The following is a 24,481-nucleotide window of genomic DNA, read 5'->3' on the forward strand; positions in this document are numbered from 1 at the left end:
GGGGCTACATGTTCTCGGGTGTCGGAATGCCCAACAAGGTCAGACCCGAAGCGAGCGTAACCCGCGCCGCGTCCGCCAGGGCGAGTCGCGCGGAACGCAGCGCGTCATCCCCTTCGACGTTGATGCGCTTGTCGCGCTCCTGGTTGCCGAGCGTGTAGTAGCGGCTCAGGGCGGCGGCCACGTCGAGCAGCAGGCGGGCCACGAGGCTGGGCTCGTACTGCTCGGCCGCGTCGCGCACCACTTCGGGCAGGCGCATGATTTCGCGCACCAGGGCCTGCTCCTCGGGGAGCGTCAGCAGGCTGGCGTCGTAGGTGGCGGGCGCGCCGCCGCCCTTGCGCAGCACGTTGACCACGCGCGCGTGGGCGTACTGGAGGTAGGGGCCCGTGTGGCCCTCGAAGCTCACCACCTCGTCCCAGTCGAAGGTGTAGTCGGTGGCGCGCTTGTGCTTGAGGTCGCCGAAGGCGATGGCGCCCAGGCCGATCTGCTCGGCGAGCTTGTCCGGGTCATCCGTCTGGAGCCGGCCGGCCTCCTGGTTCTCCTTCACCTTGGCGGCGGCGCGCTCCTTGGCCTCGTCGAGCACGTCGTTGAGCTGCACCACCTGGCCCTTGCGCGTGCTCATGCCGTGGATGCGGCCGAACGCCACGTGCACGCACTTGTCCGCCCACGGCTGGCCCATCTCCTTCAGCGTGCGGAACACCTGACGGAAGTGCAGCGCCTGGTCCTGGGCCACGACGTAGAGCGACTTCTCGAACTGGAAGCGCGTGTGGCGGTCCTCGGCGGCGGCCAGGTCGCGCGTGGCGTAGAGCGTGCTGCCGTCGTTCTTCTTGAGCAGGATGGGCGGCTCGTTCTCCGCGTAGGGCAGGTCGACGATGAGCGCGCCCTGCGACTCCTTCACGCCGGGCTTCTTGGCGATCTGCTCGATGACCGCGTCCATCTTGCCCTGGTAGCGGCTCTCGCCCTCGATGTGCTCGAACTCGATGCCCATCCGCGCGTAGATCTGCTTGAAGCCGCGGATGCTCGTCTCGCGGAACTGGTTCCAGAGCTTGAGGGCCTCGGCGTCACCGGCCTCCATGCGGCGGAAGAAGTCGCGGGCCTTCTCGTCGAACGCGGGCTCCGTCTCGGCGCGCTTGTTGGCGCGCACGTAGACCTCCACCAGGTGGCCCATGTCGTCGATGCGCGCGGGGTCTCCGTACTCCTGGAAGCCCACCGCGACGAGGCCGAACTGCTTGCCCCAGTCACCCAGGTAGTTGATGCCCTCCACCCGCCAGCCGAGCGCCCGGTAGATGTTGGCGATGCAGTGACCCAGGAACGTGGTGCGGATGTGATGGAAGCCGATGGGCTTGGCGATGTTCGGCGACGAGTAGTCGATGACCACCGTCTTGCCGCGCCCCGCGTCCGCGTCTCCGCCGTAGGTGGCGCCCGCCTTGCGGGCCGCGTCGAGCACCTCGCTGGTGAAGGGCACCGCGTTGAAGCGGGCATTCACGTACGGGCCCACGGCCTTGATCTCCAGGCCCGGCACGGAGAGCTTCTCGGCCAGCTCCTTGGCGATGACGGGGGGCGCCTTCTTCTGGGCCTTGGCGAGAGGGAAGGTGGCGAAGCTCAGGTCGCCGTGCGCCGCTTCCGCGGGCTTGACCTGGGCTTCGATGTCGGCGGCCTGCACGCCCAGGGCGCTGGCGAGGCCCTCGGCGAATGCGGCGCGGTAGCGGGAATAGACGGAAGTGCTCATGAACGCGCGGATACTAGCCAAGCCGAGGTGGCGTGCGGCCACCTCTTGTTCGTTCCGCGGTCCATTCCGTCCCCCTCAGGGGACGGCGGGAGCCCGGCGGCTGGGCCGCACCACCGCCGACACCGTGTCCAGCAGCTTGGGGAGCTGGAGCGGCTTCTCGAAGAAGCCGTCGATGCGCTCCAGGCCCTGGCCGGAGGTGAGGGACGCCACCTCGCTGGCACCCGAGATGATGTACACGACGATGTCCGCGAGCGACTCGGTGCCCCGGATGAAGCGGAGCACCGACTGCCCGTCCTCCTCGCTCAGCCGCAGGTCGAGCAGCACCATGGCCGGCCGGATGTGCGAGAGGATGGAGCGCGCCTCGGAGGCTCCCGAGGTGGCCATCACCCGGTAGCCCTCCTGCTCCAGCACCTGCTGCAGCACCTCGCGGCAGTCCGCGTCGTCCTCGACCAGGAGGATGCCGCCCGCCTTGGGCGCCGCCTGGTTCGGGTCCGGGGAGCTGACCGCCCCGGCGAACATTGGCAGCACCAGCTGGAATGTGCTGCCCTCGCCGAGCACGCTGGAGGCCTCCACCCGGCCCCCGTGCAGGGCGACGATCTTCCCCACCAGCGGCAGGCCCAGCCCCGCGCCCGGAGGCCGCGGCACCCCGGGTTGCGCCCGGTAGAAGGCATCGAAGATGTGCTCCAGCGCCTCGGCCGACATGCCGGGGCCGCTGTCCTTCACCGTGAGTGCGGCGAGTCCCTCCTCGGCGGAGACGGTGACCTCGACGGTGTCATCCTGCTCGCTGTGGTGGATGCCGTTCTCGACGAGGTTGTGGATGGCCTCGGCGATGCGCTCGCGGTCTCCCCGGACGAACACCTCCGCGCACGGGGGGATGTGCACCTGCACCTTGCCGTGTTCGGCGACGACGGCCAGGGAGCGGACCACCTCCTCGGCCACGGCCTTGAGGCCGAAGGGGCGCTGGTTGAGCTGCATCTTCCCGGACTGGAGCCGGGACATGAGCAGCAAGTCGTTCACCATGCGCAGCATGCGGTCGGAGTTCCGGTCGCAGATCTGCACCGCGCGGCGCTGGGAGTCCGTGAGGGGCCCCAGCTTCTCGCGTCCCAGCATCGCCAGGTACGACTTGATGGTGGTGAGCGGGTTCTTGAGGTCGTGCGAGACGTTGCCGAGCAGCTCCTCGCGGTTCTGCTCCAGGCTCTTCAAGCCCGCGATGGCTGTCTGGAGGTCTTTGTTGCGGCGGGCGCTGTCGTCGCGGAGCCGGGCCACCTCGTAGGCGGCGGCCAGCTGCGCGGCCAGCGACTGGAGCACGGTGTCGGAGACGGCGCGGCGCGCGCCCAGGACGACGAGCACGCCGGTGACGCCGTGGGGGCTCTCCAGCGGCACCGCGAGGGTGTCCGCTTCGCGCAGGAGCTTCTTCTCGGAGAAGGCGCGCCCCACCACGCCCTCGCCCGGGACGGCGGCGACGACGCGGCTGTCGTAGCGGCCACGCACGTGCTCGACGTGGAGCTGCTCGCGCGAGGCGAAGAAGCGGGCCACGTAACAGACCTTGGGCTTGAGCAGCGCGTGGAGCGTCTGGAGGTGGGAGCGCAGGGCCTCGGTGGGGCCCGCGTTGTCGGTGAGGTGGCGCGCCATCTCCAGGAGGGCGCGCGCGACGGCGTCGGCGTCAGCCGGGGGAGCCGGCTTCGCTGCTCGACGGGTGGACTTCTTCGAGGTGGTGGGGCGCAGCGGCACGACCTCTGCCAGGGCCCCTTTCTTCTTCGAGCGCACGGGAGAATCCTGCTCCAGGTTCCGAGCGCCTGGGAACGGCCCCGGTGTGCAGGGCCTTCCGGAGGACAGTGGTCGTGTCGGCTGCCCGACACGACCGGGCCCGGGCGCTCAGGCCCGGCGCTGGATGCGGCCGTCCTTGTCCAGGACGTAGGGCTCCACCAGGAGCGACTCCACGCGGGCGCGCTGCTCGCCCACGCTGAAGCCCGCGTCCGCCAGGGCGGAGAGCGCCGAGGTCTGCACCCGACGCGCCGTCTCGTCGGCCGTCAGGAGCGCGAGCATGGGCTCCCTGGCCGGCTCGTACTTGAAGGAGGCGAGCGCCTTGAGCGCGGCGATCTTCACGTCGTCCGACATGTCCGAGAGGAACGGGACGACCACCGGGGGGATGCGTGCGTCCTGGCGACCGGTGACGTGGTGGAGCAGGACGACCTTCTTCTCCGGGTTCTTCGTGTAGGTCGAGGACAGGTGCTGGAGCGCCTTCACGCAGGCCTCGGTCACCTCGTCCTCGCTGACCAGCTCACCCAGCAGCCTGAGCGCCCACGACGTGGCGGGCTCCGTCTTGCTGAGGAACTCGACGATGGGGGGGACGGCGTCCTTGCCGAAGGCCTTCACCAGCTCGAAGGTGTGCTCCTTCTCGTCGGCGTCCGTGGTGAGCGGGTCCACGGTGATGGTGAAGCGGGCCAGGAGCACGGAGACGGCCTCGGGGAACTTCATCTCCCCGAGCTGCTGGATGGCCTTCTGGCGGGTCGCCGGGTCGCCGTACTTCTGGGTGACCTTGGGCTTGAGCTTGAGGGCTTTCTCGGGGCCCGAGCCGCCCGTGAAGATGTCTAAGAGGCCCATGTGCGCGTGTGCTCCGTTTGCGGCGACGTGAAATCCGACTGTGGGAGGGGCCGTCTATGCCTTGGCGGCGCCCAGGACAAGAGACAAGAGCTTCAGAGGGTCAGCTCGCGACGGACATCGTCCCGGTAGGCCTTGGCCAGGGTCTCCGCCGCGGCGCGGGTCTCCGGGGTGTCGGTGTCCGGCACCTTGACCTGGAGGCGGAGGTAGAGGTCACCCGGTGAACCCCCCTTGAGGGAGGGCACCCCACGCCCCTTGAGGCGCATCTGCCGGCCGGACTGGGAGCCAGGGGGGACCTTGACGGTGAGCTCGCCCTGGAAGGTGGGGACGCGCACCTCCGCGCCCAGCATGGCCTCCGGCACCGTGACGGGCACGTCCATGTGGAGGTCGTCACCTTCCCGACGCACCAGGGGATGCTCCATCACCTCGGTCTCGATGTAGAGGTCGCCCGGAGGCCCACCCCTCGCGCCGGGGGCGCCCTGGCCCGCCAGCCGGACCTTGGAGCCGGTCTGGACGCCCGCGGGAATCTTCACCGTCAGGCGGACGCGCTCGTCCGGGGTGGAGCGGTCGGGGGAGGCGCGGCTGACGGACAGGGGCCGCTCGGTGCCGTTGACGGCCTCGGCCAGCGTCAGGCGGACCTGGGCGTTGAGGTCCTCGCCACGCTCGGGACCCATGGGGCCGCGCCCCCGGACCCGCCCGAAGGGGTCATTGAACCCGCCCCCACCGCCCCTGCGTCCTCCGAAGAGGTCGTTGAAGAGGTCCCCCAGGTCGAAGTCCTCGCCTCCGTAGGGGATGCCGCCCACGCCCCCCCGGGACGCCTGGGCGCGGTACTGCCGGTACGCCTCCGCCTTCTTCTCGTCGAAGCCGATCTTCTCGGCGTCCTCGCCGAACTCGTCGTAGAGCTTGCGCTTCTTCGGGTCCGACAGCACCTCGAAGGCCGAGTTGATCTGCTTGAACTTCTCCTCGGCGGACTTGTTGCCGGGGTTGACGTCGGGGTGGTGCTGGCGCGCGAGCTTCCGGAACGCCTTCTTGATGGCCTCCTCGGAGGCCGTCCGTTCCACGCCGAGGATCTGGTAGTAGTCGTCCGCCATTTGTTCCCGCCGAGCTGTACGTGATTGAAAGTAACCAGTCGGTGGGAGTGCGCCAGCAAGGACTGTTCGGCTGGCCTGGGATGTATAAAGTCCGGCGGAAGATGAGGGAGGCCATGGCAGCGCCGCGCCGAGCGGGAGCAGGTACCTTCTGGCTGGCGGGCTGGCTCCTCCTGCTGGCCGCCCCGGCCGTCCACGCCCAGGCTCCCGCGGGAGAGGCGCAGGGCAGGGTGGTGGACCGGGTGGTCGCCATCATCGAGGGTCGGGTGCTCACCCAGAGCGAGCTGGAGTTCGAGGCCCGGGTGGCCCTCGTGCAGCGGGGCGGCCTCCAGGCGCTCGATGTCCCCCTGGACGAGGAGCTCCTCCGGGGGGCGCTGGAGCTGGCCATCAGCCAGCGGGTCCAGGTGCTCAACGCCGACCGGCTCCAGGCGTTCCCCGCCGAACCCGCCGAGGTGGACGCGCGGCTGGAGGCGTTCCGGCTGCGCGTCGGGGGCTCCCAGGCCCTGGAGCGCTTCCTGGCCCGGGCGGACGTGGACGTGGAGGGGCTCAAGGCGGTGCTGACGCGGGGGCTCAGGGCCGAGCGTGTCCTGGACAGCCGCATCCGCCTGCGGGCCCAGGTGGGCGAGACGGAGATCCGTCGGTTCTACGAGCAGCACCCCGGGGACTTTCCGGCCGACTACGAGACGGTGCGGGAGTCCATCCGGGAGAAGCTCTTCCGCGAGCGCTATGCGGCGCTGGCCGTGGAGGAGCTGGCGCAGGTGAGGACCTCGGCCCAGGTGCGTCGGGTGGCGCCCTTCACACGGGAGGCAAAGCGATGAGGCGGATGCGGGAGGACGCCGAGCCACGCGAGCCGCATGGCTTCTCCATCCGTCAGATGACGGAAGGGGACCTGCCGGCGGTGATGGCGCTGGAGCAGGCGGCGTTCAAGAACCCCTGGTCCCCGGAGCTGCTCAAGCGCGAGCTCCAGCACGAGTGGTCCACCATCCTCCTGGTGGAGGAGCCCCGGCAGTTCGTGCCCCCGCTGCTCCTGGGCCTGGCCATCTTCTGGATCGTCCACGACGAGGTCCACGTGCTCAACGTGGCCACCGCCCCCCAGCACCGGCGGCGGGGCGTCGCGCGGGCCGTCATGGAGGAGGTGCTGGAGCGGGGCAGGGCACGCCGCTGCAGCCTCGCCACCCTGGAGGTCAGGAAGAGCAACGAGCCGGCGATCCAGCTCTACCGCGCCTTCGGCTTCCGCCCGGTGGGCATCCGGCCGAACTACTACGCGGACGAGGGCGAGGACGCCGTGGTGATGGTCCTCGACTTCTGAGCGCACGCGGAGTAGAGGACCGACCCGTCGTAAGCTGGGTTGACGAGTCTCAAGGAAAGACCTCATGGACGCTGACCTGTTCCAGGTCTGCGTCATGCCGTGCTTGACACGGAGGGGTCGCTCCCTATACTCGCGGCCTTTTTCAGTAGTCCTGTAGGTAGATATGCGCCGCCTCGTGTCTCGTGGCGGCTGCGAACCCGAAGAACGAGGTATCAGTGCCGACCATTAGCCAGCTGGTCCGCAAGGGCCGCGAGAAGCTGAACATCAAGGGCAAGAGCCCCGCGCTCAAGGAATGCCCCCAGAAGCGCGGCGTCTGCACCCGCGTGTACACGACGACTCCGAAGAAGCCGAACTCGGCCCTCCGCAAGGTGGCCCGCGTGCGTCTGACCAACGGAATCGAAGTGACGTCCTACATTCCCGGCGTGGGCCACAACCTCCAGGAGCACTCGGTGGTGATGATCCGCGGCGGTCGTGTGAAGGACCTCCCGGGCGTGCGCTACCACATCGTCCGTGGAACGCTCGACTCCGTGGGCGTGGCGGGCCGCAAGCAGAGCCGCTCCAAGTACGGCGCGAAGCGTCCGAGCTGAGCGCGATCACCTTCGTTTGAGAGTTGGGACGTTGAGCCCCGCACCCTGGGGAGCGTCCTCGTGAAGTTTCCTTCAGCGGTACTTGAAGCCCGTCGTAGCGTGCTCCCAAGGGAGCCAGGGCGTAAGGGAAGAGAGAAGAGATGCCTCGCCGTCGCGTAGTCGCCAAGCGCAAGATTCTTCCGGATCCGAAGTTCCAGGACCGGCTCGTCACCAAGTTCGTCAACGACCTGATGCGGAAGGGCAAGAAGTCCATCGCGGAAGGCGTCTGCTACGGAGCCTTCGCCCTCATCGAGGAGCGCGCGAAGGAGGACCCCCTCAAGACGTTCAAGAAGGCCCTCGACAACGTCAAGCCGGTGCTGGAGGTCAAGAGCCGCCGCGTCGGTGGCGCCACCTACCAGGTGCCCGTCGAGGTCCGTCAGGACCGCCGGGTCGCCCTCGGCATGCGTTGGATCATCACGTACTCCAAGGCCCGTGGCGAGAAGACCATGCAGGAGAAGCTGGCCGGCGAGATCATGGACGCCGCCAACAACCGCGGCAACGCGGTGAAGAAGCGTGAAGACACGCACAAGATGGCGGAGGCCAACAAGGCCTTCGCGCACTACCGCTGGTAGGTCTTTCGGCCTCGCGGTGTCCCGCCCGGATGCAGAGGTTGCATCCGGGCGGTTTCTTTAGGTGAAGCAGGTTCTCTGAAATCGTCCGGGTGGGAACGTGAGACGGGGCTCCCAAGCCCTCCCGCCCTCATGGAGAGGTACCGACGCAATGGCTCGCGAGCATCCCCTGGAGCGCTACCGCAACATCGGCATCATGGCGCACATCGATGCCGGCAAGACGACCACCACCGAGCGGATCCTCTTCTACACCGGCGCCATCCATCGGATGGGCGAGGTGCACGAGGGAAACACCACCACGGACTGGATGGTCCAGGAGCGTGAGCGCGGCATCACCATCACCTCCGCCGCCATCACCGCGTTCTGGCAGCGCAACGAGCAGCGCTACCGCGTCAACATCATCGACACCCCCGGACACGTGGACTTCACCATCGAGGTGGAGCGCTCCCTGCGTGTGCTCGACGGCGCCGTCACCGTGTTCGACGCGGTCAACGGCGTGGAGCCGCAGTCGGAGACGGTCTGGCGCCAGGCGGACCGCTACAAGGTCCCCCGCATCTGCTTCATCAACAAGATGGACCGCATCGGCGCGGACTTCGAGATGTCCGTGGGCACCATCCGCGAGAAGCTCGGCGCGCGCGCGGTGCGCATGCAGCTCCCCCTGGGCGCCGAGGACAAGCACCGCGGTGTCATCGACCTCCTGACGATGAAGGCCCTGGTCTTCGTCGACTCGGAGCAGGGCAGCCGCTACGACATCCAGGAGATTCCCGAGGAGCTGCGCGAGCAGGCCGAGGCCGCGCGCGCGGAGCTGCTCGAGGCCGCCGCGGAGCAGGATGACGCGCTGACGGAGAAGTTCCTGGAGGGCCAGGAGCTCACCGAGCAGGAGGTCCGCGCGGCCATCCGCAAGGGCTGCGTGGGGCTGAAGCTGTTCCCCGTGTTCTGCGGGTCTGCGTTCCGCCACAAGGGCGTGCAGCCGCTCCTGGACGCGGTCATCGACTACCTGCCGAGCCCGCTGGACATCCCGCCCGTGCACGGCAAGACGCCCAAGGGCGAGGACGCGGTGCGCGAGACGCGGGACGACGCGCCTTTCAGCGCCCTGGCGTTCAAGATCATGAACGACCCGGCGTTCCAGTCCCAGACGCTGACGTTCCTGCGCGTGTACTCCGGCAAGCTGGAGGCGGGCACGGCGGTGTGGAACTCGGTGAAGGGCAAGCGCGAGCGCGTCAGCCGCCTGGTCCAGATGCGCGCGGACAAGAAGGACGAGCTGACCGAGTGCTACGCGGGTGACATCTGCGCGGTGGTGGGCCTGAAGCTGGCGGCGACGGGCGACACGCTCTGCGACGACAAGCAGCCCATCATCCTGGAGCGGATGGAGTTCCCCGAGCCGGTCATCGACATCGCCATCGAGCCGAAGTCCACGGCGGACCAGGACAAGATCATCCAGTCGCTGCAGCGCCTGGCGATGGAGGACCCGTCCTTCCGCGTGCGCACGAACGAGGAGACGGGGCAGACGCTGATCGCCGGCATGGGCGAGCTGCACCTGGAGATCATCGTCGACCGCCTCCTGAGGGAGTTCAAGGTCGACGCGAACATCGGCAAGCCACAGGTGGCGTACCGCGAGACCATCACCACCCAGATGGAGGCCGAGGGCAAGTTCATCCGTCAGACGGGCGGCCGGGGCCAGTACGGCCACATCTGGCTGCGGGTGATGCCGAACGAGGCCGGCAAGGGCTTCGCCTTCGAGAACAAGATCGTCGGCGGCGTGGTGCCCAAGGAGTTCGTGGACGCGGTGCGCGACGGTGTCCAGGAGGCCCTCCAGAACGGCCCCGTGGCGGGCTACCCCATGGTGGACGTGAAGGTGGAGGCCTACGACGGCTCCGTGCACGACGTGGACTCGAGCGAGATGGCGTTCAAGATCGCCGGCTCGCTGGCCTTCAAGGACGCCGTGCGCGCGGCCAGCCCCGTGCTGCTCGAGCCCATCATGAACTGCGAGATCGTCACGCCGGAGCCCTTCATGGGCGACGTGATTGGCGACCTGAACGGCCGGCGAGGCAAGGTGCTGGGCATGACGCCCCGCCCAGGCGGCCTGCAGGCCATCCAGGCGCAGGTGCCCCTGGCCGCCATGTTCGGCTACTCGACCGACCTGCGCAGCCGCAGCCAGGGAAGGGCGACCTACACCATGCAGTTCAGTCACTACGCGCCGGCGCCCAAGACGGCGCTGAACCGCTACTGACGGCCCGGCAGTCGACCCTGCGGGCGATTTCAGTTGACGTTGTGGCGGGTTTGGAGCAGGACGCAGCACCTTCGCAGTGAGTTTTTGCGGGATTCGATACGCGCCGGGTGATTGACCGGCTCAGCCGCGGTGAGGAGTGTCATGGCCAAGGAGAAGTTCGAGCGTAACAAGCCCCACGTGAACATCGGCACGATCGGACACGTGGACCACGGCAAGACGTCGCTGACGGCGGCCATCACGAAGGTGCTGGCGAAGACGGGCGGCGCCACGTTCCTGGCGTACGACCAGATCGACAAGGCGCCGGAAGAGCGCGAGCGCGGCATCACGATTTCGACGGCGCACGTGGAGTACCAGACGGCGAACCGTCACTACGCGCACGTCGACTGTCCGGGCCACGCCGACTACGTGAAGAACATGATCACGGGCGCGGCGCAGATGGACGGCGCGATTCTGGTGGTGTCGGCGGCGGACGGCCCGATGCCCCAGACGCGTGAGCACATCCTGCTGGCGCGCCAGGTCGGTGTTCCGTACATCGTGGTCTTCCTGAACAAGGTGGACCTGCTGGACGACCCGGAGCTGCGCGAGCTGGTGGAGATGGAGGTGCGTGACCTCCTGAAGAAGTACGAGTTCCCCGGCGACACCATCCCCATCATCCCGGGCTCCGCGGTGAAGGCGCTCGAGGGTGACACGAGCGACATCGGCGAGCCGGCCATCCTGAAGTTGATGGCGGCGGTGGACAGCTACATCCCGACGCCGCAGCGCGCGACGGACAAGCCCTTCCTGATGCCGGTGGAGGACGTGTTCTCCATCGCCGGCCGTGGAACGGTGGCGACGGGCCGCGTGGAGCGTGGCAAGATCAAGGTCGGCGAGGAGGTCGAGGTCGTCGGCCTGCGCCCGACGCAGAAGACGGTGGTGACGGGCGTGGAGATGTTCCGCAAGCTGCTGGACGAGGGCATGGCGGGCGACAACATCGGCGCGCTGGTCCGCGGCCTGAAGCGTGAGGACATGGAGCGTGGGCAGGTGATTGCCAAGCCTGGCAGCATCACGCCGCACACCAAGTTCAAGGCGCAGATCTACGTGCTGTCGAAGGAAGAGGGTGGTCGCCACACCCCGTTCTTCAAGGGCTACCGTCCCCAGTTCTACTTCCGCACGACGGACGTGACGGGAACGGTGAAGCTGCCGGAGAACGTGGAGATGGTGATGCCGGGCGACAACATCGCGATCGAGGTGGAGCTGATCACCCCTGTCGCGATGGAGAAGGAGCTGCGCTTCGCCGTTCGCGAGGGTGGCCGCACGGTGGGCGCCGGCGTCGTGGCGGAAGTGATCGAGTAGCAGACCTCCTCCCGGCTCCCCGGAGTTCCCTTCCGGGGAATTTCCAGGGAGCCGGAGGAAATCCAGTTGCATACACTGGGGCGGGATGGTAATCACCGCGCCCCTTCGTTCTGAAGAAACGGCTCTGTGACAACCAGGGGACGTCGGTCGTAGCGCCTTCCGGGGCGTTGGCACAAAGTTCGTTCTAAGAGGTTCTTGCGAATGGCGACACAGAAGATCCGCATCCGGCTGAAGGCATACGACTCGAAGCTCCTGGACCAGAGCGCGGGTGAGATCGTCGAGACGGCTAAGCGCACTGGCGCGAAGGTCGCCGGTCCGATCCCCCTTCCTACGCGCATCAACAAGTTCACCGTGCTGCGTTCCCCGCACGTGGACAAGAAGAGCCGCGAGCAGTTCGAGATCCGCACCCACAAGCGCCTGCTCGACATTCTCGAGCCTACGCAGCAGACGCTGGATGCGCTCATGAAGCTGGATCTGTCGGCCGGCGTTGACGTCGAGATCAAGTCCTAGGAAGCGGGTGGGCGTCTGAGTGGTTTCACTCCGACCCCCGCGAGGAAAGTGCCATGGCGAAGTTTGACGTTGTCGACCTGGATTTGAAGAAGGTGTCGGAGATCGAGCTCTCCGACGACATCTTCGGCGCTGAGCCGAACACGCACCTCTTTTACGAGGTCGCGAAGATGCAGCAGATCAACCGGCGCCGCGGCACGGTGGGGGTGAAGAACACCTCGCTGGTCAGCGGCGGCGGCAAGAAGCCCTGGAAGCAGAAGGGCACCGGCCGCGCCCGCCAGGGTTCCATCCGCGCTTCCCACTGGGTGGGCGGCGGCAAGGCGATGGCTCCCAAGGCTCGCGACTACTTCTACCGCCCGCCCCGCAAGGTGCGCCGCGGTGCGCTCAAGTCCGCGCTGTCCCTACGCGCCAAGGAGAAGACGCTCATCATCCTGAGCGGGTTCTCCCTGGACGCCCCCAAGAGCAAGCAGGCCTTCGAGGTGCTGACCAAGCGCCTGAAGCTGCAGAACGCCCTGGTGGTGGACGAGAAGGGCAACACCAACCTGCACCGCAGCGTGCGGAACCTGGCCAAGTTCGACGTGCTTCCTCCCGAGGGTGTCAACCTCGAGATGGTGCTGAAGCACTCGCACCTGGTCCTGACCTCCGCGGCCGCGAAGACCCTCGAGGGGGCGCTGTCATGAAGATCCACGACGTCATCAAGGGCCCGCTCATCACGGAGAAGCTGGACAAGGCCCGCGAGAAGCTGCGTCAGTACTCGTTCATCGTCGACCTCAAGGCCACCAAGCACGACGTGGCTAACGCGGTGTCGACGCTGTTCAAGGTCACCGTCGAGGACGTGAACACCAACATCGTCCGCGGCAAGATCAAGCGCGTGGGTCGGAGCATCGGCAAGCGGCCCAACTTCAAGAAGGCGGTCGTCACCCTCAAGGAAGGCGACTCGATCGAACTCTTCGAGGGAGGGGCGGCCTGACGCTACGGCGTTGAGGTCAGCCTGAGGAACACACCATGGGCATCAAGAAGTACAAGCCGACAAGCGCCGCCCGCCGTCTGATGACGGTGTCCGATTTCGCGGACATCACCAAGGACGCGCCCGAGAAGAAGCTGACCGAGCCGCTGAAGCGCTCGGGCGGCCGCAACGTCCACGGCCACATCACCCGTCGTCACCAGGGTGGTGGTCACAAGCGCCGCTACCGCGTCATCGACTTCAAGCGTCGTGACAAGGACGGCGTGCCGGCCAAGGTCACCGCGGTGGAGTACGACCCGAACCGCACCGCCAACATCGCCCTGCTGACGTACGCGGACGGCGAGAAGCGCTACATCCTGGCCCCCGTGGGCCTGAATGTGGGCGACACGGTGTTCGCCGGCGAGAACGCGGACATCCGTCCGGGCAACTCCCTGCCGCTGCAGAACATCCCGGTGGGTACCGTCATCCACAACGTGGAGCTGAAGCCGGGCCGTGGCGCCCAGGTCATCCGCTCCGCCGGCACGTCCGGACAGCTGATGGCGAAGGAGGGCCGCTACGCGCAGGTGCGCATGCCTTCCGGGACCGTCCGCATGGTCCTCATCGAGTGCCGCGCCACCGTGGGCCAGGTGGGCAACATCGAGCACGAGATCATCCGCGTCGGCAAGGCGGGTAAGAGCCGGTGGCTGGGCATCCGCCCGACGGTTCGTGGTCTCGCGATGAACCCCGTGGACCACCCGCACGGTGGTGGTGAGGGTAAGTCCGGTCAGGGTAACCCGCACCCGGTGTCGCCGTGGGGCAAGAAGACCAAGGGTCTCACCACGCGCACCAACAAGCGTACTGACAAGTTCATCGTGAGCGGCCGCCGCCAGGGCGCGCGCAGCCAGTAAGAGGATTCGCAAGCCATGGCTCGTTCGATCAAGAAGGGTCCGTTCGTCGACGACTTCCTCGTCAAGAAGATCGAGGACATGATCAAGACGAACAAGAAGACTGTCGTGAAGACGTGGTCCCGCCGCTCCACCATCCTGCCGGAGTTCGTGGGTCACACCTTCGCGGTGCACAACGGGAAGAAGTTCATCCCGGTGTTCGTCACGGAGAACATGGTGGGCCACAAGCTCGGCGAGTTCGCCCCGACGCGTACGTTCGGTGGTCACTCGGCGGAGAAGAAGGTCGCCAAGGCCCCGGGCAAGTAGCCTGGCGCATTGCCTGAGAGCCTGAGGAGATGACCATGGAGTCGACTGCACATCTGCGTTTCCTGCGCATGAGCCCCCGCAAGCTGTCCACCGTTGCGGCGCTCGTCCGGGGCAAGCCCGTTGAGGCGGCCCTCAACATCCTGAAGTTCACCCCGCGCGCCGCGGCCCTGCCGGTGGAGAAGCTCATCAAGAGCGCCGTGGCCAACGCGACCGACAAGTCCAAGGGACAGGTCGACGTGGACACGCTCTACGTCAAGACCATCTCGGTGGACCAGGGTCCCACCCAGCGCCGGTTCATGCCGCGCGCCATGGGCCGGGCCACCCCCATCAAGAAGAAGACCGCCCACGTCCACGTGGTGCTGGCCGAGGCCAAGAAGTAGGACCCGTCGGGCCCTGCCCGGACGTTCAAGGAGATTCACGTTGGGACAGAAAGTTCATCCGATCGGGTTCCGGCTTGGCGTCATCAAGACCTGGGACTCCAAGTGGTTCGAGCACAAGAACTACGCGCAGTGGCTCCATGAAGACATCCGCATCCGCGAGTTCGTGAAGAAGTCGCTGAACCACGCGGGCGTGTCCAAGGTGGAGATCGAGCGCGCCGCCAACAAGGTGAAGGTCAACGTCCACACCGCGCGTCCGGGCATCGTCATCGGCAAGCGCGGCGCGGGCATCGAGACGGTGAAGAAGGACCTCCAGCAGTTCACGAAGAACGAGGTCTTCCTCAACATCGTCGAGGTCCGCAAGGCGGAGACCGACGCGCAGCTGGTGGCGGAGAACATCGCCACGCAGCTCGAGCGCCGCATCGCCTTCCGCCGCGCCATGAAGAAGGCGCTGCAGACGGCCATGAAGTTCGGGGCGAAGGGCATCCGCGTGGCCTGCTCGGGCCGCCTGGGTGGCGCCGAGATGGCGCGCTACGAGTGGTACCGCGAGGGCCGCGTGCCCCTGCACACCCTCCGCGCGGACATCGACTACGGCTTCGCCGAGGCCAAGACGACCTACGGCAAGATCGGCTGCAAGGTCTGGGTCTGCAAGGGCGAGGTTCTCCCGGGCAAGGGTGGCCAGGCCCCCATGCCCTCCAACCGGTAATTGCCCTCCCGCGCCGGGTGTCTCCGCGAGGAGGCGCCCGGGGCAGGGTAGGGAAGGACAGCGACGATGCTTCAGCCTGCACGTACGAAGTACCGCAAGATGCACAAGGGCCGCATGCCGGGCGCCGCTCACCGTGGCAGCGACCTGACCTACGGCGAGTTCGGTCTGATGAGCCTTCAGCCGGGCTGGATCACCTCCCGGCAGATCGAGGCGGCCCGTATCGCGATGACCCGCCACGTGAAGCGCGGCGGCAAGATCTGGATCCGAATCTTCCCGGACAAGCCCATCACCAAGAAGCCCGCCGAGACCCGAATGGGTACCGGTAAGGGCGGCGTGGAGTACTACGTCGCGGTGGTGAAGCCCGGCCGTATCCTCTACGAGATGGAGGGCATGACGACCGAGGTGGCCACCGGGGCGCTGAAGCTGGCGCAGGCGAAGCTGCCCGTGCTCACGAAGATCGTGAAGCGCGCGGACCTGAGCCTCTAGGCACCGCGGCGGGAGCCGTCCTCTGGGTGGCTCCCGCACGCATGTGGAGATTGCAATGGCGACTGCGAAGGAACTGAGGGAGCTGTCGGCGGACGACCTGCAGCGGCGGGCGATGGAACTGCGCGAGACGCTGTTCCAGGACCAGCTCAAGCGGCGGACCGGCTCGCTGGACAACCCGGCGGAGCGGACCCAGCACCGGCGTGACCTGGCCCGTATCCTGGCCGTGCTGACCGAGAAGAAGAAGGCGGCGAAGGCGTAACGCCTCCACCCGCGAATCCTCCAAGCGCGCTCGCCACGGGGCGGGTGCGCAAGGCCATCCGGGACGTGAGAGCGCCCGGGTGCATGAGAGACAGTGAGAGAGAAGATGGCTGAGACGACCGAAGCGCCCAAGGCAGAGACCTCCACCCGCGGCCGTCCCAAGACGCGCGTGGGAATCGTCACCTCCAACAAGATGCAGAAGACGGTGGTGGTCACCGTCCAGCGCCGGGCTCCCCACCCGAAGTACGGGAAGATCATGAGCCTGCGCGAGAAGTACAAGGCCCACGTGGAGGACCACGACTACCCGAAGAAGGTCACCATCAACGAGGGTGACCGGGTCCGGATCGCCGAGACCAAGCCCGCTTCGAAGGACAAGCGTTGGCGCGTGGTCGAGGTGCTGGAGAAGAGCAAGAACGTCTAGCACGCACCTCCACATGCGCGGCCGAGAGGCTGCGCGGTGGAGACACCGGCGATAGGAGATTCCCAGATGATTCAGATGACGAGCGTGCTCGACGTGGCGGACAACTCGGGCGCGAAGAAGGTGTTCTGCATCAAGGTGCTCGGCGGTTCGAAGCGCAAGTACGCGTCCATCGGCGACGTCATCGTCGTGTCGATCCGCGAGGCGCTGCCCAACTCGAAGGTGAAGAAGGGTGACGTGGCCAAGGCCGTCATCGTCCGCACCAAGCGCGAGGTGGGTCGTCCCGACGGCAGCTTCATCAAGTTCGACGGCAACTCCGCGGTCCTCATCAACAAGGACATGGAGCCCATTGGTACGCGTATCTTCGGGCCGGTCGCCCGTGAGCTCCGCGCCCGCAAGTTCATGAAGATCATCTCGCTGGCGCCCGAAGTCCTCTGAAGAGGACCCACCAGGCCGGACGGCGAGCAGCCAGAGAGACGAGGAAGCCATGCAGAAGATGAAGGTGGGAGACACGGTCCAGGTCATGGCCGGGGCCGAGGCCTCCGAGAAGACCCCTGCGACGAAGCGCGGCAAGGTGCTGAAGATCGACCAGGAGGCCGGCCGGGTGACTGTGGAGGGCCTGCGCCTGGTCAAGCGGCACCTGAAGAAGACGCCGCAGAACCCTGAGGGTGGCATTGTCGAGAAGCCCGGCACCATCGCCCTGGCGAATGTCCAGGTCGTTTGCGTGAAGTGCGACAAGCCGACCCGCGTGGGCATCAAGACGGACGGTGAGAAGCGCCAGCGGTTCTGCAAGAACTGCGACGCGCTGATTGACTAGGAGTCCCTGTTGGGGCATGTATGCGCGCCCTTCTGTCCGCCCTGGTAGGCGGGTAGGGGGGCGTGCAGGCAACGAGGGCCTGGGTAGTCCACGGGGCCCTCGCGGTGTTTTCAGTTTCCAGGTGAAGGACTGATCGGACGCGCTGGGTCACGACGGCGCCCGAAGCAGAGGATACGACGATGGCTGACGAGAAGAAGCCGGACCAGAAGGAAAAGAAGGCGAAGCGGGGCAAGAAGGAAGAGGCCAAGAAGGTTGGCTTCGCGGCGAACATCGAGGAAGGCCTCGAGAGCAAGCCGGCCCGCATGAAGGAGCGCTTCCGCAAGGAAGGGGTGCCCGCCCTGATGAAGGAGCTGGGCCTCAAGAACCCGATGGAGGTTCCGCGTCTCCAGAAGATCGTCGTCAACATGGGTCTGGGCGAGGCGCTCGCCAACAACAAGATCCTGGAGTCCGCGGTGGACCAGCTCGCGGCGATCACGGGCCAGAAGCCCATCGTGACGCGCGCCCGTAAGAGCATCGCGAACTTCAAGCTGCGCCAGGGCCAGGCCATCGGTGCCGCCGTCACCCTGCGTGGCGCCCGCATGTACGAGTTCATGGACCGCCTCATCACGGTGGCGCTGCCGCGCGTGCGTGACTTCAAGGGCGTGTCCCCGAAGGCCTTCGACGGGAAGGGCAACTACACGCTCGGCGTGCGCGAGCAGATCATCTTCCCCGAAATCAACTACGACCAGATCGAGAAGGTGAAGGGGCTCAACATCAGCTTCGTCACCACTGCCCGGAACGACGAGCAGGGGCTGGCGCTGATGCGTCACTTCGGCATGCCCTTCCGCCAGTAAGCCCTCGAGCCAAGGACCTCAAAGACAATGGCCAAGCTCTCCAAGATTGCCCAGGCGAAGCGCAAGCCGAAGTTCGCCGTGCGCCAGTACAACCGCTGCCCGCTGTGCGGCCGGCCGCGCGCGTTCCTGCGCAAGTTCAAGATGTGCCGCATCTGCCTGCGCAACCGTGCGCTGCGCGGTGAGATCACCGGCGTGACCAAGTCGTCCTGGTGAGCCGGTAGGGCAGGGTGCCAAAGGGGCCTTGACGGTCCCGTTGGCGCCCTGGACGCGCTTCGGAAGGAGCGTGTCCACGAGTAGTTTCAACCCAGGTAGTTGCGCTCGGCGCGAACCCCCGGGATGGGCCCGGCAGGCGCGACGAACGCGAACACGAAGCACCCGGACCGGGTGCTCGTTTGGAAGGTAGCCCATGCCGGTCAATGATCCCGTTGGCGACATGCTGACCCGCCTGCGCAATGCGTCGCGCGCGCGTCACGACAAGGTCGTCATTCCCCACTCGAAGCTCAAGCTCGAGGTCATCAAGGTCCTCAAGGACGAGGGCTACATCGGGGAGTACGTCGTCCACACGCAGGACGGCTCGCCCCAGAGCGAGATCACCGTTCAGCTCAAGTACGGGCCGGACCGCGCTCCCGCCATCACCGGCATCCGCCGCGTGTCCAAGCCAGGTCTGCGCCGCTACGTCGGCGTGAACGACATCCCGCAGGTGCTGGGAGGCATGGGTATCTCCATCCTCTCCACGTCCCGCGGCATCCTGGTGGACTCCGAGGCCCGCAAGCAGAAGGCGGGCGGCGAGCTGCTCTGCACCGTCTACTAGCCAGCGGCCTGGTGGCCGCGCCTCGTGAGAGTGCGCGCCCCGGGCATACAGGACCGAGGCAACCATGAGTCGGATTGGAAAACTGGCGATCAAGCTCGGCGACAAGACGAAGGCCGTCGTCGCCGGCCAGCAGGTGAACTTCGAGGGCCCCAAGGGCAAGCTGTCCGTGAAGCTGCCCGGCAAGGTCAAGGTGGAGATCAAGGACGGTCAGGTGACCGTGCAGCGCGCGGATGACTCGCGCGAGGCGCGCAGCCTGCACGGCCTGACGCGCACCATCCTCGCCAACGCCGCGAAGGGCGTGTCCACGGGCTTCGAGAAGAAGCTGGACATCCGCGGCGTCGGTTTCCGCGCCGAGGTGAAGGGCAAGGCCATCCACTTCGCGCTGGGCTACTCCCACCCCGTCGTCTTCGACCTCCCCGAGGGCGTGACGGCGGAAGTGGACAAGACGGCCCGCACCGAGGACAGCCTCCCTACCGTGGGGCTGACGCTGCGTTCGGCGGACAAGGAAGTGCTCGGCGCGACGGCGGTGAACATCCGCTCGCTGCGCCCGCCCGAGCCGTACAAGGGCAAGGGCATCAAGTACTCCGAGGAGCGCATCCGCCGTAAGGAGGGCAAGACCGGAACGACGTAATCGTTCCGTCTGTCCTGAGTGTTCCCAATCCCGCCGGGCCCATGGGGTCTGGCGGCATCATCCGGCGGCGGAAGACCGCATCGCCGCCGGAAGGACAAGGAAGCAGCCATGCCGACGAAGATCGATCCCCGTATCAAGAGGAAGAACCGCATCCGCAAGAAGCTCTCGGGTACCACCGAGCGGCCGCGGCTTACCGTCTACAAGAGCCTCAAGCACATCTACGCGCAGGTGGTGGACGACACCACGGGCAAGACCCTCGCGTACGCCTCGTCGCTGTCCAAGGAGCTGAAGGGCCAGGACGAAGGCGACAAGAAGGCGGACGCGAAGCGGGTGGGTGCCCTCATCGCGCAGCGGTGCAAGGCTGCCAACGTCGAGGCGGTGGTGTTCGACCGCAACGGCTTCCCCTATCACGGGCGCATCGCCGCCGTGGCTGACGCCGCGCGCGAGGCCGGGCTGAAGTTCTAGCTTTCGAAAGGATTTCCAAGTGGCAACTCCGATCAATCCGAACGATCTGGACCTCACCGACCGCGTGGTGAACATCAACCGCGTCGCCAAGGTGGTGAAGGGCGGCCGGCGGTTCTCGTTCGCCGCCCTCGTGGTGGTGGGTGACGGCGCCGGACACGTGGGCGTCGGCCTGGGCAAGGCCAACGAGGTTCCCGAGGCCATCCGCAAGGGTGGCGAGAACGCGAAGAAGAACCTGTTCCGCGTTCCGCTGATGGGTCACACGATTCCGCACGAGGTGCTCGGGCACTTCGGCGCCGGCTGGGTGCTGCTGAAGCCGGCCAGCGAAGGTACGGGCGTCATCGCGGGTGGCGCGGTGCGCGCGGTGCTGGAGGCGGCGGGCATCCGCAACATCCTGACGAAGAGCCAGGGTTCGCGGAATCCGCACAACGTGCTGAAGGCCACGGTCGCGGGTCTGAAGCTGCTGCGCAGCGCGGCGCAGGTGTCGCGCCTCCGCGGCAAGGACGTCGAGTCGGCGAAGCTCGCCGGGGAGCAGAGGGGCTAGTCATGGCGCTCAAGGTGAAGCTGACGAAGAGCTACGCGGGCGCTTCCGAGGACATGCTGGCCACCATCCGTGGCCTGGGTCTGAAGAAGTTCGGTGATGAGCGCCTGCTGAAGGACACGCCGGCCATCCGCGGGATGGTGTTCAAGGTGAAGCACCTGGTCTCCTCGGAGACGGTGTCCGCCGAGGCGCCGGCGCCCAAGCGCCGCAAGCCGCGCAAGATCGCCCTGCGGGACCGCGCGCGCGCCTACCAGGCCAAGGCCTGAGCACGAGAGGACCTAAGACAATGAGCACTCTGCACGGTTTGAAGCGCCCCTCGCGCTCGTGGCACCGCAAGAAGCGCGTGGGCCGCGGTCAGGGTTCCGGCCTGGGCAAGACGGCCGGCCGCGGTGGCAAGGGCCAGAAGGCCCGCACCGGTAACATGCGGTTCGAAGGCTTCGAGGGTGGCCAGAGCCCCCTGCAGCGCCGCCTGCCGAAGTTCGGCTTCAACTCCCCCAACCGCACGGTGTACGCGGTGGTGAACCTGTCGGATGTGGACACCCACTTCGACGCCGGTTCCACGGTGGATGAGGCCTCGCTGAAGAAGGCGGGTCTGGTGAAGGGCCGCTATGACGGCGTGAAGCTTCTGGGTCGGGGCGCGCTGACGAAGAAGGTGACCATCCGGGTGCACAAGGCCTCCGAGACCGCCAAGTCGGCGGTCGAGAAGGCGGGTGGCGCGGTGGACGTCCTTCCCCTGATGGCCCACAAGCCCGAGGCGGCCGCCAAGGCGCACGCTGGCAAGGGCGTCAAGGCCCCTCGGCAGCCGAAGGCCTGAGCATGTCCGACGCGCATCACTTGTCGGTGGTGCGCGTCATTTCGCTTGTGTAGGCTTCTGCGCCCCTTTCCCATCCGTGGAACAGGGGCGTTTTGTCGTCCTGGCAGAACCCTCACGAAGAGGATGGCTACCCCGTGGCTCTCAATGCCTTCGCCAACGTCTTCCGCATCGCGGAGCTGCGCAGCCGGCTCGCGTACACGCTAGCCCTGCTGGCCGTCTACCGCATCGGCATCTTCATCAACACGCCCGGCGTGGACCGGGCCGCGATGAACGCCTTCATGGACGCCCAGAAGCAATCGGGCGGTCTGGTCTCGCTGTTCAACCTCTTCTCCGGCGGCGCGCTGGAACAGATGTCCATCTTCGGATTGGGCATCATGCCCTACGTCAGCGCCTCCATCATCATGCAGCTCCTGGCGGTGGTCATCCCCAGCCTGGAGCGCCTGCAGAAGGAGGGGGCGGCGGGCCGGCAGAAGATCAACCAGTACACGCGCTACGGCACCATCGTCCTCTCCGTCATCCAGGGCATCGGCATCTCCCGCTGGCTGGCGTCGCTGGGGCGCTCGGACGCGGGGCAGAGCGGCTTCAACCAGGTGGTGGTGCCGGACGACAGCGTCTGGTTCACCTTCATGACGGTGGTCAGCCTGACGGCGGGCACGGCCTTCATCATGTGGCTGGGTGAGCGCATCACCGAGCGCGGCATCGGCAACGGCATCTCGCTCATCATCTTCGCGGGCATCGTGGCGGGTGTGCTCCCCGGCGCCAGCACGCTGCTGGACCTGACGCGGCAGGAGGTCATCGCGGTCGCCGAGGTCCTGGCGCTGCTGGTGTTCATGCTCCTCATCATCGCGGTGGTGGTCTACGTGGAGCGCGGCATGCGCCGCATCCCCATCCAGTACGCCAAGCGCATGGCGGGGCGGCGGATGTTCGCGGGCCAGGCCACGTACTTCCCGATGAAGGTCAACACGGCCGGCGTCATCCCGCCCATCTTCGCGGGCGCGGTGCTGTCGTTCCCGGCGACGCTGGGCACGTGGTTCCCGTTCCTCCAGGACGTGCAGCGGGCCATCGAAGGCAACCTGTGGATCTACAACGGGCTGTTCGTGCTGATGGTCATCTTCTTCGCCTACTTCTACACGGCGCTGACCTTCCGTCCGGATGACGTGGCGGACAACATCAAGAAGCAGGGCGGCTACATCCCGGGCATCCGCCCGGGCCGGCAGACGGCGGAGTTCATCGAGCGGGTGCTGAACCGGCTCACGTTCGGCGGCGCCATCTACCTGGCGGTCATCTGCGTGATTCCGTCGGTCATCAGCGGTCTGCTCAACGTGCGCTTCACGTTCGGCGGCACGGCGCTGTTGATCGTCGTGGGCGTGGCCCTGGACACGGTGCAGCAGATCGAGGGTCACCTCATCAGCCGCAACTACGAGGGCTTCGCGGGTCCGCGCGGTCCCCGCATCCGCGGCCGGGTGCGCGTGGCGGCCTGAGTCACGGCGACAACGTCACGGGCGCCTCTCCTCGTCGTGGGGAGGGGCGCCTCGTCGTTCCGGGGCGCAGTCATTCGAGTTATTCGGTGGTGCACATGGGGGGCGCGTGAAAGTTTCGTGGCTGACGACTTCCGTGCCTTCCTTGGGAGCTGAGAGGAGCACATGAACCTGATCCTGTTGGGACCGCCGAACGCGGGGAAGGGTACCCAGGCGAAGAAGCTCTTCGCCGACTTCCACATCCCGCAGATCTCCACCGGTGACATCCTCCGCAAGGCTGTGGCGGAGAAGACGGAGCTGGGGAAGGTCGCGGGGCCGCTGATGGCGGCGGGCCAGTACGTGCCGGACGAGGTCGTGATTGGAATCGTCGAGGAGCGCCTGAAGGAGGCGGATGTCGCTCAGGGCTTCGTCCTGGACGGTTTCCCTCGCACTCCGGGCCAGGCGGACGCGCTGGACAGGATGCTGGAGCGGCTGGGCAAGAAGCTCGACGCCGTCGTGTCGCTCGAGGTGCCGCACGAGACGCTGGTGAAGCGTGGCTCGGGACGGCGCGTGTGTCCGAAGGACGGCAGCGTCTACCACGTGGAGACGAGCCCGCCGAAGCGCACGGGCTTCTGCGACAAGTGTGGCGAGGGCCTGGTGCAGCGGCCGGACGACATGCCGGAGGTCATCGAGAAGCGCCTCCAGAAGTACGACGCCGAGACCAAGCCCCTGAAGAACTTCTACGAGAAGAAGGGCGTGCTCAAGAGCGTGGACGGCGTGGGCTCTCCGGAGGGCATCTACGAGGAGATCAAGGCCGCCGCGGGTCGGAGCAAGGCCTGATGGACGGACGGGCTGGCGAGCGGAGCTCGGGGGCTTGCGGTGCCTCGAGTCGCTGGCCACCCGTGTCCCGTGCAGGTGAGGTTGGCGCGGGACTCCGATGAGCCAGGTGGAGATCAAATCCCGGGAGGAGATCGCGCTCATGCGCGAGGCCGGTCGCATCGTGGCCGACGTCCTGGATGCGCTCGAGCAGGCCGTGGCGCCGGGCATCACCACCTGGGAGCTGGACGCGCTCGCGGAGAAGATGACCGCGGAGCGGGGCGCCAGGCCAGCCTTCAAGGGCTACCTCGGCTTCCCGTGTGTGCTCTGCGCCTCCATCAACGACGAGGTGGTGCACGGCATCCCCAGCCGGAAGCGGAAGCTGGTCGAAGGCGACCTGATGAAGCTCGACTTCGGGGTGTCGTACCGGGGGTGGTTCGGGGACTCGGCGCGGACGGTGCCGGTGGGGAAGGTGTCCCCGGAGGCGCGGTCCCTGGTGGAGACCACCCGGGAATCGCTCCAGAAGGCCATCCAGGCCATGAAGCCGGGCAACCGGCTGGGGGACATTGGCCACGCCGTCCAGCGGCACGTGGAGGCGCGGGGATTCTCCGTGGTCCGGGATTTCACGGGCCACGGGATTGGCCGCAAGCTCCACGAGCACCCACACGTGCCCAACTACGGGCAGGCAGGGGCGGGGATGAAGCTGCGCGCGGGCATGGTGCTCGCGGTGGAGCCGATGGTGAACGCCGGGACCTCGGACATCGAGATCCTGGAAGATGACTGGACGGCGGTGACGGCGGACCGGAAGTTGTCCGCCCACTTCGAGCACACCATCCTCATCACGGATGGGGGGCCCGAGGTGCTCACCCGAGGGCGTTGAGGACGGCCGGGACTGCGGGTGAAATAGGTCCT

At 67.1% G+C, this 24,481-nt stretch carries 33 protein-coding genes; 29 read left to right on the plus strand and 4 right to left on the minus strand.

Annotation, left to right across the window (positions count from 1 at the left end; all coding sequences use genetic code 11):
- Positions 1 to 4: 4 nt before the first annotated feature.
- From argS to VZQ01_RS38170, 4 genes are all read right to left on the minus strand, one after another.
- Positions 5 to 1,726 carry an arginine--tRNA ligase gene (argS, locus tag VZQ01_RS38155; protein ID WP_223747731.1) on the minus strand — a complete coding sequence of 574 codons (1,722 nt, stop codon included), beginning with the start codon at positions 1,724 to 1,726 and terminating at the stop codon, positions 5 to 7.
- Between the two features lie 75 nt (positions 1,727 to 1,801).
- Positions 1,802 to 3,493, minus strand: coding sequence for an ATP-binding response regulator (locus VZQ01_RS38160; protein WP_141324541.1), 1,692 nt, complete (start codon positions 3,491 to 3,493; stop codon positions 1,802 to 1,804).
- A gap of 108 nt (positions 3,494 to 3,601) precedes the next feature.
- Positions 3,602 to 4,330: a HEAT repeat domain-containing protein gene (locus VZQ01_RS38165; RefSeq protein ID WP_223747732.1), complete on the minus strand. Its 729-nt coding sequence runs from the start codon at positions 4,328 to 4,330 to the stop codon at positions 3,602 to 3,604.
- 92 nt (positions 4,331 to 4,422) lie between these two features.
- Positions 4,423 to 5,418, minus strand: a complete 996-nt coding sequence (locus VZQ01_RS38170; RefSeq protein ID WP_141324543.1) for a DnaJ C-terminal domain-containing protein — start codon at positions 5,416 to 5,418, stop codon at positions 4,423 to 4,425.
- Between the two features lie 113 nt (positions 5,419 to 5,531).
- Here VZQ01_RS38170 and VZQ01_RS38175 point away from each other — a divergent pair, with 113 nt between their 5' ends.
- The 29 genes from VZQ01_RS38175 to map all read left to right on the plus strand — a co-directional run bounded on the left by VZQ01_RS38175 (position 5,532) and on the right by map (position 24,449).
- Positions 5,532 to 6,233 carry a hypothetical protein gene (locus tag VZQ01_RS38175; protein ID WP_426746098.1) on the plus strand — a complete coding sequence of 234 codons (702 nt, stop codon included), beginning with the start codon at positions 5,532 to 5,534 and terminating at the stop codon, positions 6,231 to 6,233.
- Positions 6,230 to 6,724: a ribosomal protein S18-alanine N-acetyltransferase gene (gene rimI / locus VZQ01_RS38180; protein ID WP_223747734.1), complete on the plus strand. Its 495-nt coding sequence runs from the start codon at positions 6,230 to 6,232 to the stop codon at positions 6,722 to 6,724. Before VZQ01_RS38175 ends, rimI begins: the two co-directional genes overlap by 4 nt.
- A gap of 215 nt (positions 6,725 to 6,939) precedes the next feature.
- A complete protein-coding gene (rpsL, locus tag VZQ01_RS38185; RefSeq protein ID WP_043408969.1) occupies positions 6,940 to 7,311 on the plus strand; it encodes a 30S ribosomal protein S12 in 372 nt (123 codons plus the stop codon).
- A 140-nt stretch (positions 7,312 to 7,451) separates the two neighbouring features.
- Complete coding sequence (gene rpsG, locus VZQ01_RS38190; protein ID WP_011553340.1) at positions 7,452 to 7,922, plus strand: 30S ribosomal protein S7; 471 nt, start codon at positions 7,452 to 7,454, stop codon at positions 7,920 to 7,922.
- 148 nt (positions 7,923 to 8,070) lie between these two features.
- The gene (gene fusA / locus VZQ01_RS38195) at positions 8,071 to 10,149 is read left to right on the plus strand and encodes an elongation factor G (RefSeq protein ID WP_223747735.1); all 2,079 of its coding nucleotides are present in this window, start codon (positions 8,071 to 8,073) and stop codon (positions 10,147 to 10,149) included.
- Between the two features lie 141 nt (positions 10,150 to 10,290).
- Positions 10,291 to 11,481: an elongation factor Tu gene (gene tuf / locus VZQ01_RS38200; protein ID WP_267696508.1), complete on the plus strand. Its 1,191-nt coding sequence runs from the start codon at positions 10,291 to 10,293 to the stop codon at positions 11,479 to 11,481.
- A gap of 201 nt (positions 11,482 to 11,682) precedes the next feature.
- Positions 11,683 to 11,991 (plus strand): 30S ribosomal protein S10, encoded by a 309-nt coding sequence (gene rpsJ / locus VZQ01_RS38205; RefSeq protein WP_002633608.1) that lies wholly within the window; start codon positions 11,683 to 11,685, stop codon positions 11,989 to 11,991.
- 53 nt (positions 11,992 to 12,044) lie between these two features.
- Entirely contained in the window at positions 12,045 to 12,668 is a 624-nt protein-coding gene (gene rplD / locus VZQ01_RS38210) for a 50S ribosomal protein L4 (RefSeq protein WP_046714303.1), read from the plus strand.
- A complete protein-coding gene (locus tag VZQ01_RS38215; RefSeq protein WP_141327458.1) occupies positions 12,665 to 12,958 on the plus strand; it encodes a 50S ribosomal protein L23 in 294 nt (97 codons plus the stop codon). Before rplD ends, VZQ01_RS38215 begins: the two co-directional genes overlap by 4 nt.
- Before the next feature lie 35 nt (positions 12,959 to 12,993).
- Complete coding sequence (gene rplB, locus VZQ01_RS38220; RefSeq protein ID WP_046714301.1) at positions 12,994 to 13,839, plus strand: 50S ribosomal protein L2; 846 nt, start codon at positions 12,994 to 12,996, stop codon at positions 13,837 to 13,839.
- A 15-nt stretch (positions 13,840 to 13,854) separates the two neighbouring features.
- A complete protein-coding gene (gene rpsS / locus VZQ01_RS38225; protein ID WP_046714300.1) occupies positions 13,855 to 14,142 on the plus strand; it encodes a 30S ribosomal protein S19 in 288 nt (95 codons plus the stop codon).
- A 35-nt stretch (positions 14,143 to 14,177) separates the two neighbouring features.
- Positions 14,178 to 14,522, plus strand: coding sequence for a 50S ribosomal protein L22 (gene rplV, locus VZQ01_RS38230; protein ID WP_141327456.1), 345 nt, complete (start codon positions 14,178 to 14,180; stop codon positions 14,520 to 14,522).
- A 40-nt stretch (positions 14,523 to 14,562) separates the two neighbouring features.
- Entirely contained in the window at positions 14,563 to 15,225 is a 663-nt protein-coding gene (rpsC, locus tag VZQ01_RS38235; protein ID WP_002633602.1) for a 30S ribosomal protein S3, read from the plus strand.
- A 66-nt stretch (positions 15,226 to 15,291) separates the two neighbouring features.
- Complete coding sequence (gene rplP / locus VZQ01_RS38240) at positions 15,292 to 15,711, plus strand: 50S ribosomal protein L16 (RefSeq protein WP_046714299.1); 420 nt, start codon at positions 15,292 to 15,294, stop codon at positions 15,709 to 15,711.
- A gap of 43 nt (positions 15,712 to 15,754) precedes the next feature.
- Positions 15,755 to 15,970 (plus strand): 50S ribosomal protein L29, encoded by a 216-nt coding sequence (gene rpmC, locus VZQ01_RS38245; RefSeq protein ID WP_194869292.1) that lies wholly within the window; start codon positions 15,755 to 15,757, stop codon positions 15,968 to 15,970.
- A 93-nt stretch (positions 15,971 to 16,063) separates the two neighbouring features.
- Complete coding sequence (gene rpsQ, locus VZQ01_RS38250) at positions 16,064 to 16,390, plus strand: 30S ribosomal protein S17 (protein ID WP_194869291.1); 327 nt, start codon at positions 16,064 to 16,066, stop codon at positions 16,388 to 16,390.
- Between the two features lie 66 nt (positions 16,391 to 16,456).
- Positions 16,457 to 16,825 (plus strand): 50S ribosomal protein L14, encoded by a 369-nt coding sequence (rplN, locus tag VZQ01_RS38255; protein ID WP_046714296.1) that lies wholly within the window; start codon positions 16,457 to 16,459, stop codon positions 16,823 to 16,825.
- 49 nt (positions 16,826 to 16,874) lie between these two features.
- Positions 16,875 to 17,204, plus strand: a complete 330-nt coding sequence (gene rplX, locus VZQ01_RS38260) for a 50S ribosomal protein L24 (RefSeq protein ID WP_141327454.1) — start codon at positions 16,875 to 16,877, stop codon at positions 17,202 to 17,204.
- Between the two features lie 302 nt (positions 17,205 to 17,506).
- Entirely contained in the window at positions 17,507 to 18,037 is a 531-nt protein-coding gene (rplE, locus tag VZQ01_RS38265) for a 50S ribosomal protein L5 (RefSeq protein WP_174816817.1), read from the plus strand.
- A 27-nt stretch (positions 18,038 to 18,064) separates the two neighbouring features.
- The gene (locus VZQ01_RS38270) at positions 18,065 to 18,250 is read left to right on the plus strand and encodes a type Z 30S ribosomal protein S14 (RefSeq protein ID WP_015350175.1); all 186 of its coding nucleotides are present in this window, start codon (positions 18,065 to 18,067) and stop codon (positions 18,248 to 18,250) included.
- A 193-nt stretch (positions 18,251 to 18,443) separates the two neighbouring features.
- Entirely contained in the window at positions 18,444 to 18,848 is a 405-nt protein-coding gene (gene rpsH, locus VZQ01_RS38275) for a 30S ribosomal protein S8 (RefSeq protein WP_141327452.1), read from the plus strand.
- Positions 18,849 to 18,912: 64 nt separating this feature from the next.
- A complete protein-coding gene (rplF, locus tag VZQ01_RS38280) occupies positions 18,913 to 19,479 on the plus strand; it encodes a 50S ribosomal protein L6 (protein ID WP_223747255.1) in 567 nt (188 codons plus the stop codon).
- A gap of 108 nt (positions 19,480 to 19,587) precedes the next feature.
- Positions 19,588 to 19,944 carry a 50S ribosomal protein L18 gene (gene rplR, locus VZQ01_RS38285; protein ID WP_046714291.1) on the plus strand — a complete coding sequence of 119 codons (357 nt, stop codon included), beginning with the start codon at positions 19,588 to 19,590 and terminating at the stop codon, positions 19,942 to 19,944.
- Positions 19,945 to 19,963: 19 nt separating this feature from the next.
- Entirely contained in the window at positions 19,964 to 20,485 is a 522-nt protein-coding gene (gene rpsE / locus VZQ01_RS38290) for a 30S ribosomal protein S5 (RefSeq protein ID WP_046714290.1), read from the plus strand.
- 2 nt (positions 20,486 to 20,487) lie between these two features.
- Complete coding sequence (gene rpmD / locus VZQ01_RS38295) at positions 20,488 to 20,748, plus strand: 50S ribosomal protein L30 (protein ID WP_254038754.1); 261 nt, start codon at positions 20,488 to 20,490, stop codon at positions 20,746 to 20,748.
- Positions 20,749 to 20,768: 20 nt separating this feature from the next.
- A complete protein-coding gene (gene rplO, locus VZQ01_RS38300; RefSeq protein WP_046714288.1) occupies positions 20,769 to 21,296 on the plus strand; it encodes a 50S ribosomal protein L15 in 528 nt (175 codons plus the stop codon).
- Positions 21,297 to 21,430: 134 nt separating this feature from the next.
- Positions 21,431 to 22,777, plus strand: coding sequence for a preprotein translocase subunit SecY (gene secY, locus VZQ01_RS38305; protein WP_046718097.1), 1,347 nt, complete (start codon positions 21,431 to 21,433; stop codon positions 22,775 to 22,777).
- Between the two features lie 162 nt (positions 22,778 to 22,939).
- Positions 22,940 to 23,593, plus strand: a complete 654-nt coding sequence (locus VZQ01_RS38310; RefSeq protein ID WP_074951662.1) for an adenylate kinase — start codon at positions 22,940 to 22,942, stop codon at positions 23,591 to 23,593.
- A 97-nt stretch (positions 23,594 to 23,690) separates the two neighbouring features.
- Positions 23,691 to 24,449: a type I methionyl aminopeptidase gene (gene map / locus VZQ01_RS38315; RefSeq protein WP_223747257.1), complete on the plus strand. Its 759-nt coding sequence runs from the start codon at positions 23,691 to 23,693 to the stop codon at positions 24,447 to 24,449.
- Positions 24,450 to 24,481 lie beyond the last annotated feature (32 nt).

The sequence above is a fragment of the Myxococcus faecalis genome, from assembly GCF_050039385.1.
Lineage (GTDB): Bacteria > Myxococcota > Myxococcia > Myxococcales > Myxococcaceae > Myxococcus > Myxococcus fulvus.